Genomic DNA, 21623 nt, shown 5'->3' on the forward strand with positions numbered 1-21623 from the left:
TCAATGGGCTGAAAAATAAACCGGTTTATGGTATTTTTAATTAAAATTAGTTAGGAGTGGGAACATGACGACATTACATGAATGGTTTGAAAAGGGGATACCTGCAAAGGAATTTGTGGAGTCGATGAAAGTGAATAAGGAAGGCTTGCAATCCGTATACGAGCGTTTTTCCATTTCGGAAGAAGACCGTGCATTTTTCGAAGAAGTAAAAGGGAAAGAGCTGAGAGCGATTGTCATTACAGAAGATTGGTGTGGCGACGCGATGATGAATATCCCGATCCTTTTGAACATCGCACAGGCAGCGAATATCGATACGCGGATGATTCTGCGGGATCAAAACCTTGAGCTGATGGATCAGTATTTAACGAATGGAACGGCACGATCGATTCCCATCTTTATTTTCATCGATAATCAAGGGAAGGAAAAAGCTGTTTGGGGCCCTCGAGCACCTAAAGTACAGGAGTTCGTAATGGAATTGCGCAAGGATTTGCCAGCTAAGGAAGACGAACATTTTGAAGCGGCACAAAAGGAGCTTTTTAAGAAAATCGGGGAATCTTATGCCCAAAACGAACAGCTTTGGCAAGAAGTGTACAGTAGCATTAAAGAAACATTGACGAAGGCGTAAACCACTTGCATCCCCGTTTTTAGCGGGGATGTTTTTTTCTTAACCTTACAAAGTTTTGATTCTTTCCTCTTTATTTTCAGTATGTGATGCGACCGACATGCCCAAAGCCGGGATAGCTGCCAGAGCAACGGTGATAGCGGATAAACTAAAAACCGTGAATAGCGAAGTTATTTTCAGCAATGGACCGGACGAAGCCGTTCCAATTAAGAGAAATAGAATGAAGATGGGCGTGATGATGCCATTTGTTCTACCGATGAATTTTTCTTCCACAAGTTTAATCATCATGGTGCTTAAGAGTATTTGCATGAACGCCATCATGAAGGCGGTGATGAATCTCATCGATGCCGTTAAAATAAAGGAAGTGGACAGTACTTCGATAACGGTGGAAAGGGCTAACAATAAAAACGTACCAACAAACGTCACCCTCACATGAAGACGATTAACTAAAGTGGCCGCGATGATTCCCCCAATCAGTAAACCAGCCCCTGCTGCAGCGGATAACCATTGAAGGGCTTCTTTTGGCAATTGTAGCCTATCCGTGATCAGAAAAACCTCGAGCGGTTGTACCAGGCCTGCTCCAAGACCCAAGAAACAAAAGGTCAGGGCGATTCTTTTCAAATTGTGATTATGGAGTACATAGTGAAAGCCTTGTTTAATTTCTGTAACGATCGTCGAGTCAGCCTGTTTTTCCTTTTTGGCATCCTTCGGTAAAAAGAGCGTGATGACCGTGGATAATCCAAATGTAAGAATTAACAAGGAAAGGGAAACCGAAATGCCAAAATTCGAATAGACGGCCGTACCGATGATGGGTCCCAGAATCAAGAACAGGGAACCAAGGCTTTGCACGATGCCTATCGCCGAACCGACTTGATCTTCAGGGATGTGCCGTTTGAAAATTTTCGCGGAAGAAGGTTGTGAAAATTGAGAGACGATTGCTGAGACGAATGTGGCAAAGAAAACGGCTTCCCACATCCCGAATGAGATGAAACCTAAAATGATCAGAATCGAAACGATGCTGAGCAGCCCGCCGCTAATGATCGTCTTCTTTGGATTCCAACGGTCGGCAAAGGTTCCGCCTATAAAGGAAAATAAGAAGATGGGGGCGTACTCGATGACAGTGATAAGGGATATCGCGACCGGATCCTGATTCGTTTTTTCGATAATGTAAAACAAAACGGCCATATTTCGAATCCATATGCTGATTTGATCAAGCATATCCGAACTCAACATGATCCAGAAAACCTTATTTTTCAATAATTGGTTCATCCACAGGCAGCTCCTTCTTAATTAATCTGACCGTTCGGTTTAATAAATTCCTAAAAAAAATCGTTCTACAGGACTATCGTTAAATAATCGAGGAACATCCTTTCTTGGGAAAAGGATAAGAAAGGGATGTTTGTTCCTCTAGTGTTTCGAAATGCCTTTTAAAAAGACGTCCACGCTTTTGTGATATAGTCTCCTGATTTCAGGAAATTCCATCTCGTAATAGGTGGCATGTAATCCGGCATGCATGCCAAAGAGAATGTACATAAGGTCTTTGGGATTATCTTCGATGAACGCCCCTTCTTTAATTCCCTGGTCAATGACGGCTTCATACGTGTCATAATACTGACTGCGATAAATTTCTAAAATATGCGCAAAAATCTCAGGGTCAGCCGTTTCACTTCCGCCAAATTCCTCAGCGGCTTTAATTAATGGACTTTGCAGATCTTCAAGATAATGGTCTGCCAATGCATATAATTTCTCTACACTCGTGCGGTAGTTCTTTTGCTTGATGTTCCAGGCGCGCTTCCACTCGTCGGCGTTATTCTCGACGATGTACAAGAAAAGTTTTTCCTTGCTTTTGAAATGATAATAAATGCTCCCTTTACTGCTTTCGGAGACGTTTGTGATGTCTTCCATTGACGTAGCGGCGTATCCCTTTTGGGCAAACAATTTTTCTGCTTCTTTAGCTATCTTAAGCTTAGTGGGAGAGGGGGTACTTTGTTGTTTCATGTCAGATAAGCCTCCAATGATAAACTGAACGTTCGGTCTATAATTAAACTATCGTAATTTCCTATAATTGTCAATGATGTTTTGTTATTCAAAAAAGCCAGTGTGCATTAAATGGATGCGCACTGGCTTAGTTATATGGATCAAATCAAAAACATCGCTACGATCGTCGTCACGAATAAACCGATGCATACCGGAAGCAAGTTTCGGCGGGCGAGTTCAAAGGGACTGACGTTACAAATGGCCGCCGCTGGGATAAGTGCCCATGGAATCAAGGTACCGCCACCGACCCAGATTGCCGTGATTTGGCCGAGGGCAGTCAACGTCGCAGTACCGCTTCCAATCGCCGTCCCGAATAGATTTGCGACCGAACCGGTCAGGGAAATACCTGAAAACCCGGAACCATCCAAGCCGGTAATCGCACCGATGCCTGTCAGTGTGACGGCAGCTATCTCTTTCGTCAATGGAACCGAGGCGGCGAGTGCTGCACCCAAATCGTTGACGATGCCGAGAGAGGCTTTCGGTAAGTAGTCCCCGATGATTTTAGTGAAGCCGGAATCGCCTAAATAGAAGAAAGCGGCAATCGGGATGACCGGACCGAAAACCTTGAAGCCAAATTGGAACCCTTGAATCAAGTAGCTCGTTGATTTTTCAAGGCCAGGATGGCCATGGGCCACGAGAGATAAGATCAGCAAGATAAAAACGGCGGTTCCGCCAACCAATGCTGTTGCTTCGCCGCCTTGTAATTTCAGAAGCCAAAGAGCGACGACATCCAGTAAAAAGGCCAATGGGATGAATATCGCAAAAAACCTCTTCTGTCCCATCGTAAGTAACTCTTCATTCATCCCATCCTGGTCTTCGTCGATTGCTTCTTGTACGGTAGGCTGAATGCGACCAAGCCGCATATCCCGCTTCAAGAAGATGAACGCAGAAACCGTAGTCACGACGCCCATTGTGATGACGAGCGGGATGCTGGCTGAAATGACGTCACCGACCGGAATCGAAGCCGCATCAGCCGTGAGTTTTGGTGCCGCTTGAATGACGAAATCACCCGAAAGCGCAATGCCGTGGCCAAATAAATTCATCGCCATCGCTACGCCTAGTGCAGGCAATCCGGCCCGCAATGCGACCGGTAGCAGCACGGCACCAAGCAAAGCGACGGCAGGAGATGGCCAGAAAAACCAGGAGATGCCCATCATGACGATTCCAATCACCCAAAAAGCGAGTGTGGGGTTTTTAATGAATCTAGCAAAAGGTGCAATCATGACATCATTGATACCTGATCTCGTTAAGACTGTACTCATGGCAACAATGATGGAAATGATTAAAATGGTCGACATTAACTCGGTAATGGCGAAAGCGAAACTATTGAATACGCCACTGATGGAGGAAGCCAAACTGCCTGTAGAGACGAGCGCCAAAATGAAGATGCCAACGATGCAAATGAGGGTGGTATCCCGACGCTTTACCATAAACCCGATGATCAACACGATGAATAAAACATAAATCCAATGGAGAGCCGTCAATCCCATCCCATAATCCATCTCCCTCAAAATCTTCCTGATACAGATTATGAAGGGGAGCCCAAATGGTGAGTTGTTTTAAAAAAAGTCATAAATCGGACTTGTTGGAAAGCTGTCCAAGCAATTGTTGAAAAAAAGACAAGAATGAGAACATTCAAATGAAAGAAAGTTAGAAACACATGATAAAATAAATGGAGGGTGTTAATAATTGTACCTAAGGGTGAATATAAAGAGTAAGTGCATAGAAAAAAGGCAGAAAGCTTAATTCAAAGCGTTCTCCCCTTCTTTAGAGTTAAAAATTATAATATTGGCGTAGTAAATAAGCTAGGTACTTGCAATGTGGATGAGCGTGAAGGTTCTCGAGCAATCCTTTTATGATGGCCGGTCCGAAAGTTTGTTCAATCAGTTGCTCCTTGAGCAGGAGTAAGGATTCTTTTTCAATGGACTCTTCGATTTCCTCAATCTTATTATCCATAAGATCGAGTAGCTGTTCCTTTGTCATTTCTTCGCACATGACAGGACTGATTATTTCCGTCAATTCTTGTGAAATAAAAGGAATAGTTGAATGCCTTGCCAGTATATTCGTTTTTTCCACAAGAGATTGCGAGAGTCGGACTAAATCCAACGGTATATTATAGAATAAAAATAAAACAGCATACTGTTGCAAGAATCCTTTTATACAATAGGTTAAATCATATTTTGTTTGAATGATATCGTCCCCATATAGTCGTTCAACCAATGAAAGGATACTCGTTTCATTGATTCTTTCATAGTGTTGAATTCGTGTTATGAGTTCTTCATTTAATGATTGTGCTTGTTCTTTAAAAATAATCTTAGCGAAGTCTGTATGGTTCAGATAAGATTTAAATGAGGTATAGAAAAATTCATATAAAAGGTCTTCATTTGCTGTGTTTTTGACTACGTGGTCAATATCTGAGACGAGCTGTATCATAAAATAATCGACCAGCGCTATAATCAATTCATCTTTGGATTTAAAAGATAAATAAAAGGCACCCTTTGAAATGCCGCAGTGATCGGTGATTTGCTGTACGGAGGTAGCGTTAAACCCTTGTTTTGCAAAGAGTTCGATGGCCGTTTCCATTATGAGTTCCTTTTTAATCATTCCATTCGCTCCTAGGTCATATTGTTGACAAATGACTAATTAGTCATTAGTATAAGTAAATATGTTTGATAAGTCAATTAAGGGTAGGTGTAAAGGTGAGAGGTTTAGTCAATTTTGTTCTAAGGAATAAACTAGCAGTGTGGCTCCTTACAATTATTATTACGGTATCTGGTATTTATTCGGGTACTCAAATGAAAACGGAGACAATCCCGGATATTACAATTCCCTATTTAACGGTGATGGGTGTATATCCTGGTGCTACTCCAGAGAAAGTGATGGATGAGGTCTCGATACCATTAGAGGAAGCGGTTGAAGGGCTTGAGGACGTGAAAGCCGTTTATTCCAATTCGTATTCCAATATGTCCAATATTCAAGTGGAATATGAATATGGGATCGATATGGATGAGGCGAAGCGTGCTCTTGAATCGGCAATTGACGGAGTAAAGTTACCGGAGAAAGCGGAAGAGCCGACGATTACAGCCATCAGCTTAAACATGATGCCTGTTATGGCATTGAGTGTAAGCAGTACAAAAGAGGATATTGTTGAATTAACGTCAACCGTGGAAGATAGTTTACTTCCAAAAATCGAGAAAATTGACGGGGTTGCTTCGGCCACTACCACTGGCCAGCATATAGAAGAAGTTGAATTAACATATGACGAAGCAAAAATGGCTAAACTGGACCTTACGGAAGATAAGGTAAAGGAAATGATTCAGGCAAGTGATTTAGCTGTATCATTAGGCCTTTACGAATTCGAAGAAGGGGAACAGGCCGTTTCAGTAGACGGTAAGTTCATGACAGCTAAAGAATTGAAGGGAATGCTTATTCCTGTAACACCATCAGCTAGCAATCCAGCACCTTTTGTGAAACTTAGCGATATTGCTAAAGTTGAGCTAGTTGGGAAAGAAGAATCCGTATCACGTACGAACGGTGAAAATGCGATTGCCATTCAAATTGTCAAAGGGCAGGAAGCAAACACAGTTGACGTGGTTAACGATGTGAAAGATCTAATTAAAGAAGAAGAGAAAAAGATTGATGGCCTTGTTGTCGATGTCAGTCTTGACCAAGGGGAACCAATTGAGGAATCCGTATCGACGATGATAGAAAAAGCGCTATTCGGCGGTCTAATTGCGATATTAATCATCCTTTTATTCCTAAGGGACATTAAATCGACGATCATTTCGATCATTTCGATTCCTGTTTCGATCTTTATGGCCTTCCTAATCTTAAATGGGTTGGGAATCACATTAAATATCATGACATTGGGTGCGATTACGGTGGCCATCGGACGGGTAATCGATGACTCGATCGTTGTTGTTGAAAATATTTACCGACGCATGCATTTAAAAGATGAAAAATTAACGGGTCGTGCATTGGTGCGAGAAGCGACAATCGAAATGTTCAAGCCAATCATGTCATCAACATTAGTAACGGTTGCGGTATTCGCTCCGCTTATCTTCGTTGGCGGTATGGTAGGCGAACTGTTCACGCCATTTGCATTAACCATGACATTTGCCCTTTTGGCTTCGTTAGTCGTTGCCATAACGATTGTACCGGCATTATCTCACTTCTTATTTAAGAAAAAATTATATGGTGAGAAGACCGAGAGTAATCATAAAGAGCTTGGCAAATTAGCTAAGGGATACAAACGTGTTCTTAGATGGACATTGAATCATAAAGTGATCACTTCCATCATATCTGTGGTTCTATTAGCCGGCAGTTTGGCCTTAACGCCATTAATCGGTTTTAGTTTCTTAGGTAGCGAAGAAGAAAAAGTGATGTACTTAACCTACACACCAGAACCAGGGGAGCTTAAAGAAGAAACATTAGCGAACCTTGAAGTGGTGGAAAAGAAGTTACTGAAACGTGACGAGATTGATATTGTTCAGTTATCCGTAACAGAGGATGGCGACTCCATGGCTGCAATGATGGGCGGGGGCGGAAGCGGTGCCCTCATGTACCTGATCTTTGACCCAGACATGAAAAACTTCCCGGAAGTACGGGAAGAGATTGAAGAATATGTCTTCAATATTGGTCAATCAGGCGAATGGAAGAGCCAGAACTTCTCGTCTATGTCTGTGGCGAGTGATGAAGTCAGCTACACGTTCTACAGTGAAGATTTAGGTAAATTAAATGACGCTGTAAAAACAGTAGAAGGCGTTATGAAGAAAAATAACGGCTTAAAGGACGTTTCTTCTAGTACAGAGGATGCTTATGTTGAATATACATTCAAAGTAGAGCAAGATGAATTATTGAAGTATGGATTAACTACAGCCCAAATCATTGGGATGTTAAGCCCTTCTACCCAAGAAGAAGTATTAACAACCATTGAAAAAGACGGTGAGTCAGTAGAAGTCATCGTTCAGCAAGATCAAGACGAACAGCCAAAATCAATTGATGATATGTTAGATAAAAAAGTACCAACCGCAACAGGTACGACGATGAAACTTTCTGAATTGGTCACGGTTAAAGAAGGAACCACGTTGAATACATTGGCCCGTAGTAAAGGTGAATACTACGCCACTGTTTCAGGAACCATCACAGATAAAGATATTTCAAAGGCTACTTCTGAAATAGATGAAGACATTGATAAATTAGACTTACCAAAAGGCGTGACAATCGGTGTAGCCGGTGTAGCAGCGGATATGTCAGAAACATTTACCCAACTTGGTTTAGCCATGATCGCAGCAATCGCAATCGTGTACTTCATCCTTGTTGTCACATTCCGTGAGGGTGTCGCACCATTTGCTATCCTGTTCTCCTTACCGTTTACGGTCATTGGTTCGTTTGTAGGTTTATTAATCGCTGGTGAAACGATCTCGGTATCGGTCATGATGGGACTTCTCATGTTAATTGGTATCGTTGTAACAAATGCCATCGTACTTGTAGACCGGATCATTCATATGGAACGTGATGGTATGAGTATGCGTGAAGCCATTCTAGAAGCTGGCGCAACACGACTCCGTCCAATCCTGATGACGGCCATTGCAACCATCGGAGCATTAATGCCATTAGCATTTGGCTCAGGCGGCGGTGGTTTAATATCAAAAGGTCTTGGTATTACAGTAATTGGTGGATTAGCAAGTTCAACGCTATTAACATTGCTTATCGTTCCAATCGTTTACGAAGTATTATCAAAACTATTCAAGAAAAAACGTAATGAAATAGACGAAAACTAAAATAGAGCCCTGCAGGATGATGATCATCTTGTGGGGCTTTTTTTGTGGATATGCATATAGTGCTGTGTTAGAGATACCTGAGAGTATGTATAAGGGATATACTAAAGTAATACTAGGATGGAAATATAATGGAGAGAGCTATAGACTCTTGAGAGCATTAATATGATGCATTCCGCATGAAGTATTAGAAAGGGATAGCAAAACAATACGAAACTCAAGATTAGAAGGTGCTAAAAATGAATTATTCAACAGTACAGAACTCATAAAGAAATATGGAGAGGATAATGATTTTACAGGTGGGGTAAGTGAAAAAAAAATTGAAGAAATCGAAAATGAATTAAAAGTTTCACTCCCTGAAAGTTACAAATGGTTTTTAAGAAATTATGGATATGGTGGTCTTTATGGTGTACGAATAATTGGATATGGTTTTTCAGGTCCAGCAGTAGTAGTAGATACCACTAAAAATCATCAAAAGTACTATAATTTAACTAAAGGAATCATCGTCATAGAAGATGTTGATGAATTCGCCTATTGCATTGATACTAACAAAATGAATAATGGAGAATGTCCAGTGATTTTGTGGGATAACCAGGAAGGATATGGGTTTACTGAAGCTGACAATTTCTTAGATTATATGATTAAAAGATTTGAAAAGGGAAAAGATGATTTAGATGAAGACGAAGAGGACTGGTGAAAGTTAAGAAAGACTAATTTTTAAATAACTTAAGGGATTTAATATAAATTGATAGTCTCTTTGAAGGGGCTATCATTTTTTTATTTTGGGTATTGTAAACGATTAAGGTCAGGAATATTCATATAATATAGAAGGTACCCTATATTAATTGGGTTCCTTTTATATTATATTGTTGTTTTTCAGTGAAAATGGATTTTAATCTATTAGAAGGGAATCAGGAAAAGTATATTATTAGCTTATAGGTATCCTTCTTATATTAAGGTGAGCTTAGAAGTTTATGGGAGCACTTGTTTTTAATATAATGAGCCATACATTAAGACATTTAATTTTTACAATTTAAGACGCGTTCTCTTAATTGCTCTATTGATAAATACAGTCCATTTTCCTTACGATGAAGCATCGCGTGGCAGTTTGGACAAACGGGTATTAGGTCTGTTATCGGGTTGACGATATAGCCCTGTTGTATTTTGTGAAGAGGTATAATGTGATGAACATGAATGAAATCTTTTCCAACTTCTCCGTATGTATCTTCGAAATGGAGATTACAAACTTGGCATTGGACTCCATAATGTTCTATACATTGCTTGCGAGCGATAGGATTGCGTTCATATACATTGACTGTAATAGTTTTTCGATTTCCTTCTTCTAAAGTTTCAGGGACTTCGTCAGGATAATAACCCTTTGTTAAATCACTTTTAAAGAATGACATGATATAATCCTGAAGCTCGCCAGTAAGTTTCATCGAACCTTGAATATTTCCTTTTAAACCATGTTCACGTAATTTAGAAAGAGATAACTCAGCAGTATCAACCACATCTACTAAGCGAACCCGTGTCCAATTCCACTCTATGGATTGATTAAATTTCTCTTCGTCTTCCCAAAATGTTTTATTGTGCATAACATCACTTGAGGGGACTAATCCTTTTATTACTTCAACTTTATAGCGAACTTTTTGAATACCAGATGAAACATACAAAAATAAGATATCCCCATTTTCATAATGATAAGAGCGTTTCCAGTCTAAGGTGTCGTATTGGCTAAATGCACTTGCTAAGTCGTATTCTTTTGGGTTAGCTGGAACCAGCCAAACGCGCCGGGCGTTATGATGTCCTTTCTCTTCCAATTCCTTACGACGATTAATCGCAATCTTTTCAGGTGCGACAAAGTGATATTCGTCTTCATTAACATAATAAGGAATGTTGTATACATAGCCTCTTTCAATTGGATCATAGCACTTATTTTTAGTTGTGTTCAGGTGATCTGCTAGAAATTTTGCAGCTTCTTGAATGTTTGTTGCTTCAAATAAAAGCTTATCATTTTTAGAAATAGTTATTGGGCAAGCCATAAAATAGTAATCTCCTTTAGAATTGTATAATCTCCTTTTTTTACTATACCGAAATACTCTTACATTCACAGAATTATTTCTGAAACATTAACAGTACTGAACTTATATTTAATATTGATTTTGAAAAAAATGGTATAATCAACGCGTGTAAAGGTGGGAGGGACACATAATATGAGGGAGAAGGGAAATAATTCTGATTGTTATTTAACTCTATTGATTTTGGCATCTCTATTGTTTTTTCAGGACCTAGTACAGGATGGTTTTTATAAGAGTACCTTGGATATCTTGCTCATTCTATTGGTCATGATCATAGATAAATCCATAGATATATATTCTCGGTATCTATTATCGAAGAAGATTGTGAAATACTAACTATTGCTCAGAACCAAGTATCATCCTATGATGGTGCTTTTTTATTTTTACAAAAAAGAGAGGAACTCCATGAAAAATATAGCAGGCCGTCAACCCTTTGAATGGTTTTAAAACCATATCCCACCGAATCAGTGAGGAATTTCAAAATAAAAAGCATTAGTTCCTTTATTTTCAACTATACATCGAGTATTCTTAATGGGAGATAACCACTAGGATAAAAGAGGGATAATTCGTGAAACACCTATACAGTGAAATACTACAATTTAGGGGTAAGCATTATGACTTTGGATTCATGCAGGGAGAGAAATTAAAGGATTCCCTCACTGTTAAAAATCGTGAAGATCAGTGGAAAGTAAGGCAGCCACGTTTTACGGTTGAAGAGGAAGAGGTCAAAAAGGCAATTACTTCATTTGCACCTGGCGTATGGGAAGAAATACTCGGGTTCCAAGAAGCATTAAAATGGCCAATCGAACGTGTTCTCCAGGAGTTCGGCGGCTATAGATTGGATTATGTTCGATCAGGTTGTTCGATCATGACAGGCGATTCGTATTTGGTGCGTAATTATGATTACCATCCGAAAACCTATGAGGGACGTTATGTGCTATTCCAGCCGACGGACCAGGGGTATGCGAGCATCGGTCCGAGCCAACGCGGGACTGGACGGATGGATGGGATGAACGAAAAAGGGCTATCGATAGGGTATAACTTCATGAATCGGAAAAATCCCGGCGATGGATTCATTTGCTGCATGATTGGCCGATTGATATTGGAGTCTTGTGCAAATGTCGAGGAAGCCGTTGCGATGCTGAAGGAAATTCCGCATCGACATTCATTCACATACGTCGTTCATGATGGAAGCGGGAAGAGCTTTATAATAGAAACGTCCCCAAGAAATGTGGAGGTCCGGACAGCGACTGCCTGCACCAATCATTTTGAGATCCTGAAGCATGAAAACCGTCATCATCTTGTGGATTCGAAACGGAGATTGGACACTATCCACCAACAACAGGATAGCATCTCGGATACATATGAAGCCTTTCGTTTGTTTAACGACACCAATCAGGGTGTTTTTTCCGATTTATATAGCAGCTGGGCAGGGACGATCCATACGTCGGTTTATTTGCCGCGTGAAATGAAAGCATGGATTGCACTGGGCGGCAATCAAGAGCCTACGGTTTTGGACTTTGCCAAATGGCTTGCAGGAGAAGATATTGAAAAAGAAAGAATCATGGGTGTGATTGATACCACCATCCCATTTGTACATATGGATGAAGGGGCGAATTGGTTCCGTGAGTAAGAGTGGATAATGGAGGCTCGATCTTTGGATTGGGCTTCTTTATTTATTCGTGTCTCCAAAATTGCGTGTATTTTTACATGATGAGGGATAATATGTAGGGATGACGACATCATTATTAGATTAAAACGAATGAACATAGTATGAAACAATGCTGTGTAAAGGGATAGTTGTATAATAGAATGGATGGTAAAGTGGATACATATAAAATCTAACAGAAGATTCTACCAAATGGGGAATAGAGGGAGATAAATCATGGAAACAAAAAAGGTATTACCCGTTCTTTTCTTAGTGATGTTTTTAGTCATGGTTGGGTTTGGAATCATCATTCCCGTCATGCCTTTCCTGGCTGAAAAAGTGGGAGGAAGCCCGACAGAGCTTGGTCTTTTGATGGCTGTCTATTCGTTCATGCAATTGATATTCGCACCAATGTGGGGCCGCGTATCTGACCGGATTGGCCGGAAGCCGGTTATGATGATCGGGATCGCAGGCTTGGCTGTTTCGTTTTTCATCATGGCATCGGCGGATTCTTTACTAGTGCTATTCATCGCCAGGATTATCGGGGGTGCCTTATCATCAGCGAATATGCCAACTGCCATGGCATACGTAGCAGATATTACGACGCCCGAAGAACGGGGAAAAGGGATGGGAATCATTGGGGCCGCTACAGGACTTGGCTTCATATTCGGTCCGGCCATTGGTGGGATATTCTCGGAGACGAGTTTGAATATGCCGTTTTACATCGCCGGCATTTCATCCATCATTACCCTGATCTTAGTCATGATATTACTGAAAGAATCGCTTACTGAAGAAAAAAGATCCCATCGGACGGAAGAAAAGGTGTCCATGTGGAAATCCTTTAAAGGCCCGATGAGCGTCCTGTTTATTCTGCAATTGATCATTACCCTTTCCATGGCGGGCTTAGAGACGACGTTTGCTTATTTTGCAGCCCAAAAGGCCGATATAAGTCTTGTCCAATTAGGCTATATCTTTATGATCATGGGATTTGGCAGTGCCATCGTTCAAGGTGGATTAATTGGACCGATGACCAAGAAATACGGGGAAGGGAATGTCATCCGTATCGGGATTGTCGTATCGGCGATTGGATTTGTGCTGATCTTATTCTCGACTGATTTCTGGACATCGGCGATTTTCCTGACGATTTTCGGATTGGGGAACGGTGTCATCCGCCCTGCCATCTCGGCACTGGTCACTAAAAGTTCAACATCCGGCCATGGTGGGGTCACGGGCTTACTTTCTTCCTTTGATTCATTCGGAAGGATTGCGGGCCCTCCTATAGGTGGTTGGTTATTCTCCATCTACATCGGTTTACCTTTTATATCCGGTGCGATCCTATCGCTGTTTGCATTGGTCCTTTATCAAGTGTTCCATGCAAGGAAACGATCAGTGGAAACAAGCAGCTAATCAAGAACATAAATAAGAAAAAACGAGTTAGGAAATTCCTACTCGTTTTTATTTTTGGCTGATGACTTTGATCTTGGAGAGCACCCAATCGTATTCCCCGCTTGAAATTACGCTATCGCAATATTCGCATTGTCCGGATGCGTTGATACTGACATTCGCTCCACAGTTTGGACATTGCGTCACATCATATTTCTCTTTTTGAGTCTCGGTCAATACTGTTTCCTTACGGATCAGTGTCCAGATATAAGACATGTGAATATCCCGGTCAGGATTGCCTTTGAGGACTTTCTTGGTGTGATCATCGATTACGTAATCATTCATCCGGGCTTTGATATATACATCGAGTTCGTCATTGGATCCGTCATTTTCATAGCGAACGATTTTCGATTCAAGGATGGCGATATTTTCAACCACATTCGTTTTATGCTGGTCAATATAGGACTGTAATTGCCGGTTATGCATATTGAATAATGAATCGGTTTCAAACGGTCTGATGCTGTTCCACTGTTTCTCCATCCAAGCTTGCTGTAATTGGAGAAACATATTATTGATTTTCGATAAAAACACTTCATCATGAAACAGAGGATCTTTCGATTTCAATCCTGCAAGATTAGCGTCTATAGGCCGGTAGGCAGGCTCTGGGCTTTTTACGGTATTCCTATTGGATGTGGTGCCTCTTCGTTGTGTTTGTTGGTTGCTTTTACCGAATTTTTTATAGGCAAAGAAAGCGACGATCAAAATGACTCCCAATACGGGATATTTTTTTAGAAAGTAAAACAAAAACCATAAGTCGATGCCTTCCCCTGAAGTCGTGGAAGTATTGACGAATTCGTCTTCCGGTTCCTCATTATGCGATACACCATTCCCCACATCGGCTAGTGTGGCATCGACGGGAAAGATGAGAAGGGAGGTGAAACAGAGAAGCAGTGTGATGATCCATTGAATGTTCCATTTATTCATCATCCTAATTTATTCCCGCATTCTGCACAGAATTTAGAATTCGGCGTATTGGGATGGCCACACTCCGTACAAAAAGTGGCAACAGCCTTTCGTTCTACTTTCGTTCCGCAATTGCCACAGAATTTTGCGCCTTTTTGATTGTCATGATTACACTCAGGACACTTTTCGGTTTGTTCAGACGGTGCCGTTTTCTCCGTGTGCAATGGTTCATTGTTCTGGTTGCCGCCTTGAAGAGATTGGGAAATGAGTTGCCCAAAACCGAGGCCGGCACCAAGTCCCATCCCGGCTTGCATCATATCACCGCCTGAGCCTTCCTTTTCAGAAACATTCTCTAAGGCATCAAGCTTTCTGACATCTTTGTAGTTGTTCATGCCACCCATCATGTTAATGCGCGTTCTTTCTTTCAAGAACTTCGTCAAATCTTCCGGCAAGGAAATGTTGGTGACGGTAAAGGAAACGATTTCAAGTCCCATATCCGTGAATTCATTTTCCAGTTCCTGTTTCATCGCATCGTTCATCACCCGATAGTTCTGGGATAATTCGGTGATCGTCACGCCTTGTTTGGCAACGACATTGGAAAATTCGCTTAAGACATATTCCTTCAATTGCCCTTTCAGTTCATTCAACTTATAGATCTTGTTTGTGGAGCTGACGGTACGAATGAACATCTTGGGGTCTTCAATCCGAAAGCCAAAGGTCCCGAAAGCCTTGACTTCCACTTGTTCAAACTTCGGATCATTTATCCAAATCGGATTGGATGTACCCCATTTCTGATCGATGAATTTTTTGGTGTTTACAAAGTATACATCGGCTTTGAACGGGGATTTAAATCCGAAAGCCCAGCCTTTAATGTCTGCTAAGATAGGGAGGTTCTTCGTCTCAAGCTTATACATTCCTTCGCTAAATACATCAGCCACTTTTCCTTCCTCAACGAAAACGGCGTTTTGGCCTGGGCGTACGGTCAACTGTGCCCCATTTTGAATCTCGTTATCTTTCATGGGGAACTTATAGACCAAGGTATCGTTGGTGGCGTCTTCCCATTCGATAATATCAAGAAATTGTTTACCCATAAAATCCTTAAAACCCATAGTGTCATCCTCATTTCAACATGTAGTACGTCCCGATTGCATTTCTATATATATTCATATATTGATAATATTTCCCATTACATTTTATAATAAATGGTAAATGGTGTAAATGATTAAGGGGAATCTATGAGTCTACCTGTTGGTTTATTCAATATTCAAGATATCCTTTCATAATGAAGGTTTTGGAGGTATTCGTGAACTAAACCACGAACTGTTTAGATAACGTAAAGAACAAATTCCACCTATAAAGCTGACAAGCTAGGAACAGGACATTTACTAAAGCACTAGATAAAAAACACGAGGTGAAGGGGACTTATCATGAAAATTACTCCATCTGCAAAAGTAGGGAATTTCGAAACGGGAATCTTTTCGGAGCTGGCGAACCGTAAACAAAAGGCGTTGAGGGAAGGCAAGGATGTTATTGATTTGAGTGTCGGAAGTCCGGATATGCCTCCGCCGGACTTTGTAAGAGATACACTTGTAAAGTATGCAAAAGATCCAACTGCATACGGGTATACGTTGAAGGGAATACCGGAATTCCATGATGCTGTTTGTTCTTTTTATGAACAGCGTTACGGGGTGCATCTTGAGCCGGATACGGAAGTATTGCAGCTGATGGGATCGCAGGATGGACTTGCTCATTTGGCGACTGCGATGATTGACCCGGGCGATTATGTGTTGGTGCCCGATCCGGGCTATCCGATATATGAAGCAAGTGTGAATCTTGCAGGTGGCGTGATCTATCCGATGCCGCTTACGCAAGAGAATCATTTTCTGCCCCAGCTGAGCGATATTCCGGCAGATATTTTGGCCAAGACGAAGATGATGGTCCTTAGTTATCCAGGAAATCCAGTCACGGCCCTTGCGGATGAAGCCTTTTTTGCCGAGGTCGTCTCCTTTGCAAACAGGAACGATATTTTGGTCGTACACGACTTTGCCTATTCAGAACTGATTTTCGATGATCATCCACAGATTAGCTTCCTATCCATTCCGGGTGCAAAGGAGATTGGAATCGAGTTCAATTCGCTTTCAAAAACGTTCAATATGGCCGGCTGCCGAATCGGATATGCAGTCGGAAATCAAGAGGCGCTGAACATCCTGGGGACTTTGAAGTCCCATATCGATTATGGGGTCTTTTATCCGATTCAAAAGGCGGCCGAGATGGCACTCACCTCCAACCTTTCCTTGTTGTCCGATCAGGTGGATGTGTATGAAGCCCGTCGTGACGCCTTGATATCGGGTCTCGCAAAATCCGGTTGGTACGTGCCGAAAACTGCTGCGACAATGTTCATTTGGGCCCGCATTCCGGCTGGATGGAAGTCACGCGACTTTGCCTATAAACTGATTGAAAAGGCGGGTGTAACCGTGGTCCCAGGAGATGCTTTTGGAAAACAGGGTGAAGGATATGTTCGAATGGCCCTGGTCCAGCCGGTTGAGAGATTGACAGAAGCGGCCGAACGGATAGGGGCGTTTTTGATAGACTATCAAATAGTGGCGCAGGATTAGATGGAAGATCCTAAGCCTAATGTCATTTGTTATTTCGGATTAGGTGTTTCCAGGGGCTGTCCCAAAAGTCAGGAATATGACTTTTAGGGCAACCCCTTTTTTTTATAAATTTATGCACAAAAAAATCGCCCTTTTTAGTAAAATGAAGTTACCAGACAACATTTAGAAAGGACGATTTTTTATGAGCAATCCAAAGATTACTACAGAAAATTATAACATGGAACAAACTTTACTACCACTCTGCATACATGAGGAAACTGTCGTTCCCCAAAAACGAAATGTCACACCTACTTTTATTCCCTATGATAATCAACAAACAACTGTGATTTTTGATATTCAGGATCTGATTCCAGCTTACCACGTCGCGCGTGTAATCGATCAAATGATTGAATCAGTAGAAGATAAAGTCTTTTTCGAGCACTATAATGGTGGCGGACGTAGCTCTTACCATCCCAAAATGATGACGAAAGTCATTTTGTATGCCTATTCTCAAAAAGTCTATTCCTGTCGTGAAATCGCCAAACTGGTTGAAGAAAATATCCCAACAATGTGGCTGGCTGCCTTGCAGAAACCGGATTATCGAACGATTAATCGATTTCGTACACAACAAATGGAAAAGCTCCTTCCGAAGCTATTTGAAGAAATGATCCATCAACTAATAGAAGAAAAGCACATCACAATGGAGAACTATTTCCTAGACGGAACAAAAATTGAAGCAAGTGCAAACAAGTATTCATTTGTGTGGAAAAAGGCGACGACCAAATTTGAGGCGAAGCTACAAGAAAAAATTGAAGAAACGTACCAACAGATTCAGACCATTACAAATGAAGAAGGGCATGAACTGTCTGCTCAAGACGAAACGTCCTTTTTAACGGCAGAGGAAAAACTAACTCAAATAGAAAAAGCATTAGTGAAAAAAGTTGAAAAAGAAACGAATGGTATCCAGCTTGAAGAAGATGTCCAGGTACGAAAAGAAAAACGACGGGAACTCAGTCCGGTTAAGAAACTATTGAAATTAGTGCGTGAAGACTTAGGTCCACGATTAGTAAAATATAAACAACAAAACGCTCTATTTGGCGATCGAAATAGTTATTCTAAAACTGATACGGATGCGACATTTATGCGAATGAAAGATGATCATATGAATAACGGACAACTAAAACCTGGTTATAATATTCAAATGGCAACGGAAAATCAATTCATTCTTTTTTATACGATACATCAACGTCCAACTGATACACGGTGTTTTAAGCCCCATATAGAGGCACTGAAGAATACATCGCTACCATTCCCGAAAAACGTCATCGCAGATGCCGGCTATGGCAGTGAAGAAAACTACCTCTACTCTTTGGAGGAAGAATTTGAAGCTTTGATTCCTTACAATACTTTTTTAACGGAACAAAAACGGAGCTATAAAAAAGATATTCGTCATGCGAGTAACTGGGCATATGATGAACAAAAGGATGAATACACCTGTCCAAATAACCGTAAGGTTTTATTTAAGCGTTACTCGACCCGTACGGATAAAAATGGATTCACACGTGACTTTAAAATTTATGAATGTGAGGATTGTACGGATTGTCCATTAAAATCGCAATGTACAAAGGCGGCAGGAAATCGCCAAGTGCATGTTAATCCAGTTTATGAAGAACTAAAAGCGAAAGCAAAAGTGAACCTTTGGTCTGAATCGAATGCACAAATTTACGCTCGACGAAAAATCGAGGTAGAGAGTGTTTTTGGTCATATCAAGGGCAATAGGTCGTTCCGTCGCTTTTCGCTTCGGGGCTTAACGAAAGTCCAAACGGAGTTTGGCATCGTAGCCATGGCACATAATTTACTGAAGATAGCTGGCTTGCATCAGCTACTTTCAATGAATAATTATAAAAATAGAAAAACAGGTGGAGAAAAACAACTCGTTTTTCTCCACCTGTTTTATTTTAGGGACTTATTAGACAGCCCCTTTCTTGTTATTTAATTCTTTCCCCATTTCGTTGGGACTAGGTAAGCTAAAGTGGCCGCTACTGTTGCAATCAATAAAGTCGGGATTTGTGACTGATCACCAAAAGTCACTTCCTGGGTTAATGGGAGGCTCAGTTCCCGTACGTTAGTGGGATTGGGAGTATATGTAGCGGTTAATAATAGACCTGCTGAAATGTGTAGCAAGGTAAAGAGTAACAAGAAGCTCAATATGAATATCGCATACTTTTTCATGGTACACCTCCTATTTTATTTACGGCTACCCTGTTAGAAAGGTTTCAAAAATTCCCATATACAAGTGCTAAGGGATTAAGCTTTTCTATGAGCCTATCAGTTTTTTTACCTAAAAATTACTTTTATGGTTGATAATTGTATGTATTTAACATATAGTGTGTATATAGATATAAACACCATAACAATTTGAGAGGAGTTTAGATGATGAATACATGGAAAGATGCTTTTTGGCTCGCAAGTATCGAATGGAGGAAATCTTGGTTCGGCACGCTATGTTTATTCTTTGCACTGTTTGTACTGGCTGCTTCCTATTCATGGGTTTTGGAAGTGGAGACTCAGGCACCATCACTTTTGACCGACATTGGTTTTATATTGTCATTTGGTTGTGTGGCCTTCATGGTAAGGCCGAAAGAATTGCAGCTTCAAAAGGTGGAGGGAGATGTTTGGGTGTCCCCGTTTTTCATGATGTTAAATATGTTTCCTATCGAAAAGGAAGTATTGATTAAAAGCCGGTTTGTTCACATGCTGTTCCCTAGTCTGCCTTTCCAGGTTTTGTTCTTGTTATTATTTACTCCAAGACTTCTAGAATCCATGGTTGTTTTGGAGTATGTTGCCTTCTCGATTATCTGGCTGGCTTTTGGTGTTTCGTCCTCTTTCGTTTTTGCAGCAAGTGATGTAGGGGAACGAATCACCCCGATTAAGTTAGGTATATATAGTGTAGTCTTTTATGGTGGAGTGACGTCCGTGCTCGTGTGGTTATCCTTGAAAACAGATAGGGGAGTTGTCGGTTGGGCGATGGAAGCCGCTAAGAACTTCGCGATCGGGTCGATTCTCATTTCGGCAGTCGTAACGGTCGGGGGCTATTACTTCTGGAAGCGATATATGAAAAAGAAAATGTTCCAAATTGATTATCTAAAATAATGATATATAGGGAGGAGAAGTAAAGTGGAGCTGCCGGTTCGTTTATCAAAAGAATCAAGAATCCCCATTTATCATCAGATAACGGCTCAAATCCAAGCTTTGATAGCAAGCGGACAGCTGTCTTCGGGTTCACCTTTGCCATCGATCAGGATGCTTTCTAAAGATCTGGAAGTCAGTGCCATCACGACCCGTAGAGCTTATCAAGATTTAGAAACGGAAGGCTTTATCACAACAATCCAGGGAAAAGGGACGTTCGTTGCAGACGTTGAGGAAAGCCTTCTCCGAAGTGTGAAAATAAAATCAGTCCAGGAAGCCATGAAAAATAGCATTGAAGCTGCCCTTCAACAAAACTATTCATTCAAGGAAATTGAGGAAATTTTTACGGGTTTAATAGAAGAGCTCAAAACGGAAAAAGGAGAGGAGAAACCATGACAACGTCGCTTGAGATTCATTCTGTCAAAAAGAAAATCGAGGACTTTTCGTTGGGACCGATTGATTTGACGCTAGAGCCAGGTACCGTGACAGCCTTGATTGGGAATAATGGCGCCGGGAAGAGTACACTGCTGAAGATGGTCATGCAATTGGCACGACAAGATGCTGGTGATATTATCATTTTTGGGAATAATACGAAGCAGGAAGATGAAGCCTGGAAACAAAAAGTCGCTTATCAGCCACAAGCTTTGATTGGCTGCGATTCGTTTACGGGGCATGAATTACTGCGGTTATCTTCTAGATGGTATCCCACTTGGGATCAGGTATTGTTTGACGAGGTGATCACAACCTTCGAGGTCCCCCTGAATAAGAAGTATGGAAAGTTGTCCCAGGGAAATCAACAAAAGCTAATAGCTGCGCTGACTTTAGCAAGAAATGCCGAACTATTGATCCTGGATGAGCCAACGGCTTCTATGGACATCATCTCAAAACAGCGATACATGAATTTTTTGATTAAGTGGATGGAGAGGGAAGGGAAAACCATCTTCTTTTCGACCCACCAAATGGAAGACATCCGCAAACTTGCTGATTACCTGATTTTCATGAATCACGGCCAGCTCATCGGTCATTTCGAAAAGGATCAGTTGGGACAGCAATATAAACGGTATTGGTTAACAGAGGATTTGCCGGCATTCTCCATTCCAGGGGAAATAGAAAGAAAGGGATTGCGGATGATTACGTCTAATTTGCCACTCGAAACAGAAGCGTATTTTCAAAATGAAAACATGCAGTGGCATACGGATGAATTTGTTGAACTAGAGGAAGCCGTCACCTATTTGTTAAAGTGAGGTGCGGTGATGCTATAAGGATCTAAAAGGGAGTTCTGTCTTTGGATGGATCTCCTTTTTTTGGTCTAAGGGATTTTCTAGGGGG

The 21623-nt window shown here is 41.2% G+C and carries 18 protein-coding genes; 10 read left to right on the forward strand and 8 right to left on the reverse strand.

Annotated features, from left to right (window positions below):
* Positions 1–64 precede the first annotated feature (64 nt).
* Positions 65–625 (forward strand): thioredoxin family protein, encoded by a 561-nt coding sequence (locus AC503W_RS03155; protein ID WP_402871568.1) that lies wholly within the window; start codon positions 65–67, stop codon positions 623–625.
* 45 nt (positions 626–670) lie between these two features.
* Here the strand turns inward: AC503W_RS03155 and AC503W_RS03160 are convergent, their stop codons facing one another.
* The 4 genes from AC503W_RS03160 to AC503W_RS03175 all read right to left on the reverse strand — a co-directional run bounded on the left by AC503W_RS03160 (position 671) and on the right by AC503W_RS03175 (position 5263).
* Positions 671–1891 carry an MFS transporter gene (locus AC503W_RS03160; protein ID WP_402959050.1) on the reverse strand — a complete coding sequence of 407 codons (1221 nt, stop codon included), beginning with the start codon at positions 1889–1891 and terminating at the stop codon, positions 671–673.
* Positions 1892–2029: 138 nt separating this feature from the next.
* Positions 2030–2620 carry a TetR/AcrR family transcriptional regulator gene (locus AC503W_RS03165; RefSeq protein ID WP_402959052.1) on the reverse strand — a complete coding sequence of 197 codons (591 nt, stop codon included), beginning with the start codon at positions 2618–2620 and terminating at the stop codon, positions 2030–2032.
* Positions 2621–2760: 140 nt separating this feature from the next.
* Entirely contained in the window at positions 2761–4161 is a 1401-nt protein-coding gene (locus AC503W_RS03170; RefSeq protein WP_402959054.1) for a hypothetical protein, read from the reverse strand.
* A 271-nt stretch (positions 4162–4432) separates the two neighbouring features.
* Positions 4433–5263: a TetR/AcrR family transcriptional regulator gene (locus AC503W_RS03175; protein ID WP_494916017.1), complete on the reverse strand. Its 831-nt coding sequence runs from the start codon at positions 5261–5263 to the stop codon at positions 4433–4435.
* Positions 5264–5358: 95 nt separating this feature from the next.
* On the opposite strand from AC503W_RS03175, the gene AC503W_RS03180 reads away from it, so the two are divergent.
* Both AC503W_RS03180 and AC503W_RS03185 read left to right on the forward strand, forming a co-directional pair.
* Positions 5359–8442: an efflux RND transporter permease subunit gene (locus AC503W_RS03180; protein WP_494916022.1), complete on the forward strand. Its 3084-nt coding sequence runs from the start codon at positions 5359–5361 to the stop codon at positions 8440–8442.
* 316 nt (positions 8443–8758) lie between these two features.
* The gene (locus tag AC503W_RS03185) at positions 8759–9136 is read left to right on the forward strand and encodes an SMI1/KNR4 family protein (protein WP_402959070.1); all 378 of its coding nucleotides are present in this window, start codon (positions 8759–8761) and stop codon (positions 9134–9136) included.
* A gap of 322 nt (positions 9137–9458) precedes the next feature.
* Here the strand turns inward: AC503W_RS03185 and AC503W_RS03190 are convergent, their stop codons facing one another.
* Positions 9459–10481, reverse strand: a complete 1023-nt coding sequence (locus AC503W_RS03190) for an HNH endonuclease (RefSeq protein WP_494916025.1) — start codon at positions 10479–10481, stop codon at positions 9459–9461.
* Positions 10482–11085: 604 nt separating this feature from the next.
* Here AC503W_RS03190 and AC503W_RS03195 point away from each other — a divergent pair.
* Together AC503W_RS03195 and AC503W_RS03200 are read left to right on the forward strand one after the other, a co-directional pair.
* Positions 11086–12150: a C45 family autoproteolytic acyltransferase/hydrolase gene (locus tag AC503W_RS03195; protein ID WP_494916030.1), complete on the forward strand. Its 1065-nt coding sequence runs from the start codon at positions 11086–11088 to the stop codon at positions 12148–12150.
* Between the two features lie 252 nt (positions 12151–12402).
* Positions 12403–13572 (forward strand): MFS transporter, encoded by a 1170-nt coding sequence (locus AC503W_RS03200; RefSeq protein ID WP_494916033.1) that lies wholly within the window; start codon positions 12403–12405, stop codon positions 13570–13572.
* Positions 13573–13620: 48 nt separating this feature from the next.
* Here AC503W_RS03200 and AC503W_RS03205 read toward each other — a convergent pair whose 3' ends face one another.
* Both AC503W_RS03205 and AC503W_RS03210 read right to left on the reverse strand, forming a co-directional pair.
* Positions 13621–14535, reverse strand: a complete 915-nt coding sequence (locus AC503W_RS03205; protein ID WP_494916035.1) for a TIM44-like domain-containing protein — start codon at positions 14533–14535, stop codon at positions 13621–13623.
* The gene (locus AC503W_RS03210) at positions 14532–15620 is read right to left on the reverse strand and encodes an SPFH domain-containing protein (RefSeq protein WP_494916037.1); all 1089 of its coding nucleotides are present in this window, start codon (positions 15618–15620) and stop codon (positions 14532–14534) included. Before AC503W_RS03210 ends, AC503W_RS03205 begins: the two co-directional genes overlap by 4 nt.
* Before the next feature lie 318 nt (positions 15621–15938).
* Here AC503W_RS03210 and AC503W_RS03215 point away from each other — a divergent pair, with 318 nt between their 5' ends.
* Together AC503W_RS03215 and AC503W_RS03220 are read left to right on the forward strand one after the other, a co-directional pair.
* On the forward strand, positions 15939–17126 hold the full coding sequence (locus AC503W_RS03215; protein WP_427688727.1) for an LL-diaminopimelate aminotransferase: 1188 nt from the start codon (positions 15939–15941) through the stop codon (positions 17124–17126).
* Between the two features lie 217 nt (positions 17127–17343).
* A complete protein-coding gene (locus AC503W_RS03220) occupies positions 17344–19101 on the forward strand; it encodes an IS1182 family transposase (protein WP_494917255.1) in 1758 nt (585 codons plus the stop codon).
* Here AC503W_RS03220 and AC503W_RS03225 read toward each other — a convergent pair.
* Complete coding sequence (locus tag AC503W_RS03225) at positions 19098–19337, reverse strand: hypothetical protein (RefSeq protein ID WP_427689173.1); 240 nt, start codon at positions 19335–19337, stop codon at positions 19098–19100. The two genes, AC503W_RS03220 and AC503W_RS03225, sit on opposite strands and share 4 nt — an antisense overlap.
* 201 nt (positions 19338–19538) lie before the next feature.
* On the opposite strand from AC503W_RS03225, the gene AC503W_RS03230 reads away from it, so the two are divergent.
* The 3 genes from AC503W_RS03230 to AC503W_RS03240 are packed head-to-tail and all read left to right on the forward strand — an operon-like array spanning position 19539 to position 21538.
* Positions 19539–20258, forward strand: coding sequence for a hypothetical protein (locus AC503W_RS03230; RefSeq protein WP_494916039.1), 720 nt, complete (start codon positions 19539–19541; stop codon positions 20256–20258).
* Positions 20259–20282: 24 nt separating this feature from the next.
* Positions 20283–20690 (forward strand): GntR family transcriptional regulator, encoded by a 408-nt coding sequence (locus AC503W_RS03235; protein ID WP_427689171.1) that lies wholly within the window; start codon positions 20283–20285, stop codon positions 20688–20690.
* On the forward strand, positions 20687–21538 hold the full coding sequence (locus AC503W_RS03240) for an ABC transporter ATP-binding protein (protein WP_427689169.1): 852 nt from the start codon (positions 20687–20689) through the stop codon (positions 21536–21538). Before AC503W_RS03235 ends, AC503W_RS03240 begins: the two co-directional genes overlap by 4 nt.
* Positions 21539–21623 lie beyond the last annotated feature (85 nt).

The sequence above is a fragment of the Peribacillus suis genome, assembly GCF_059384845.1.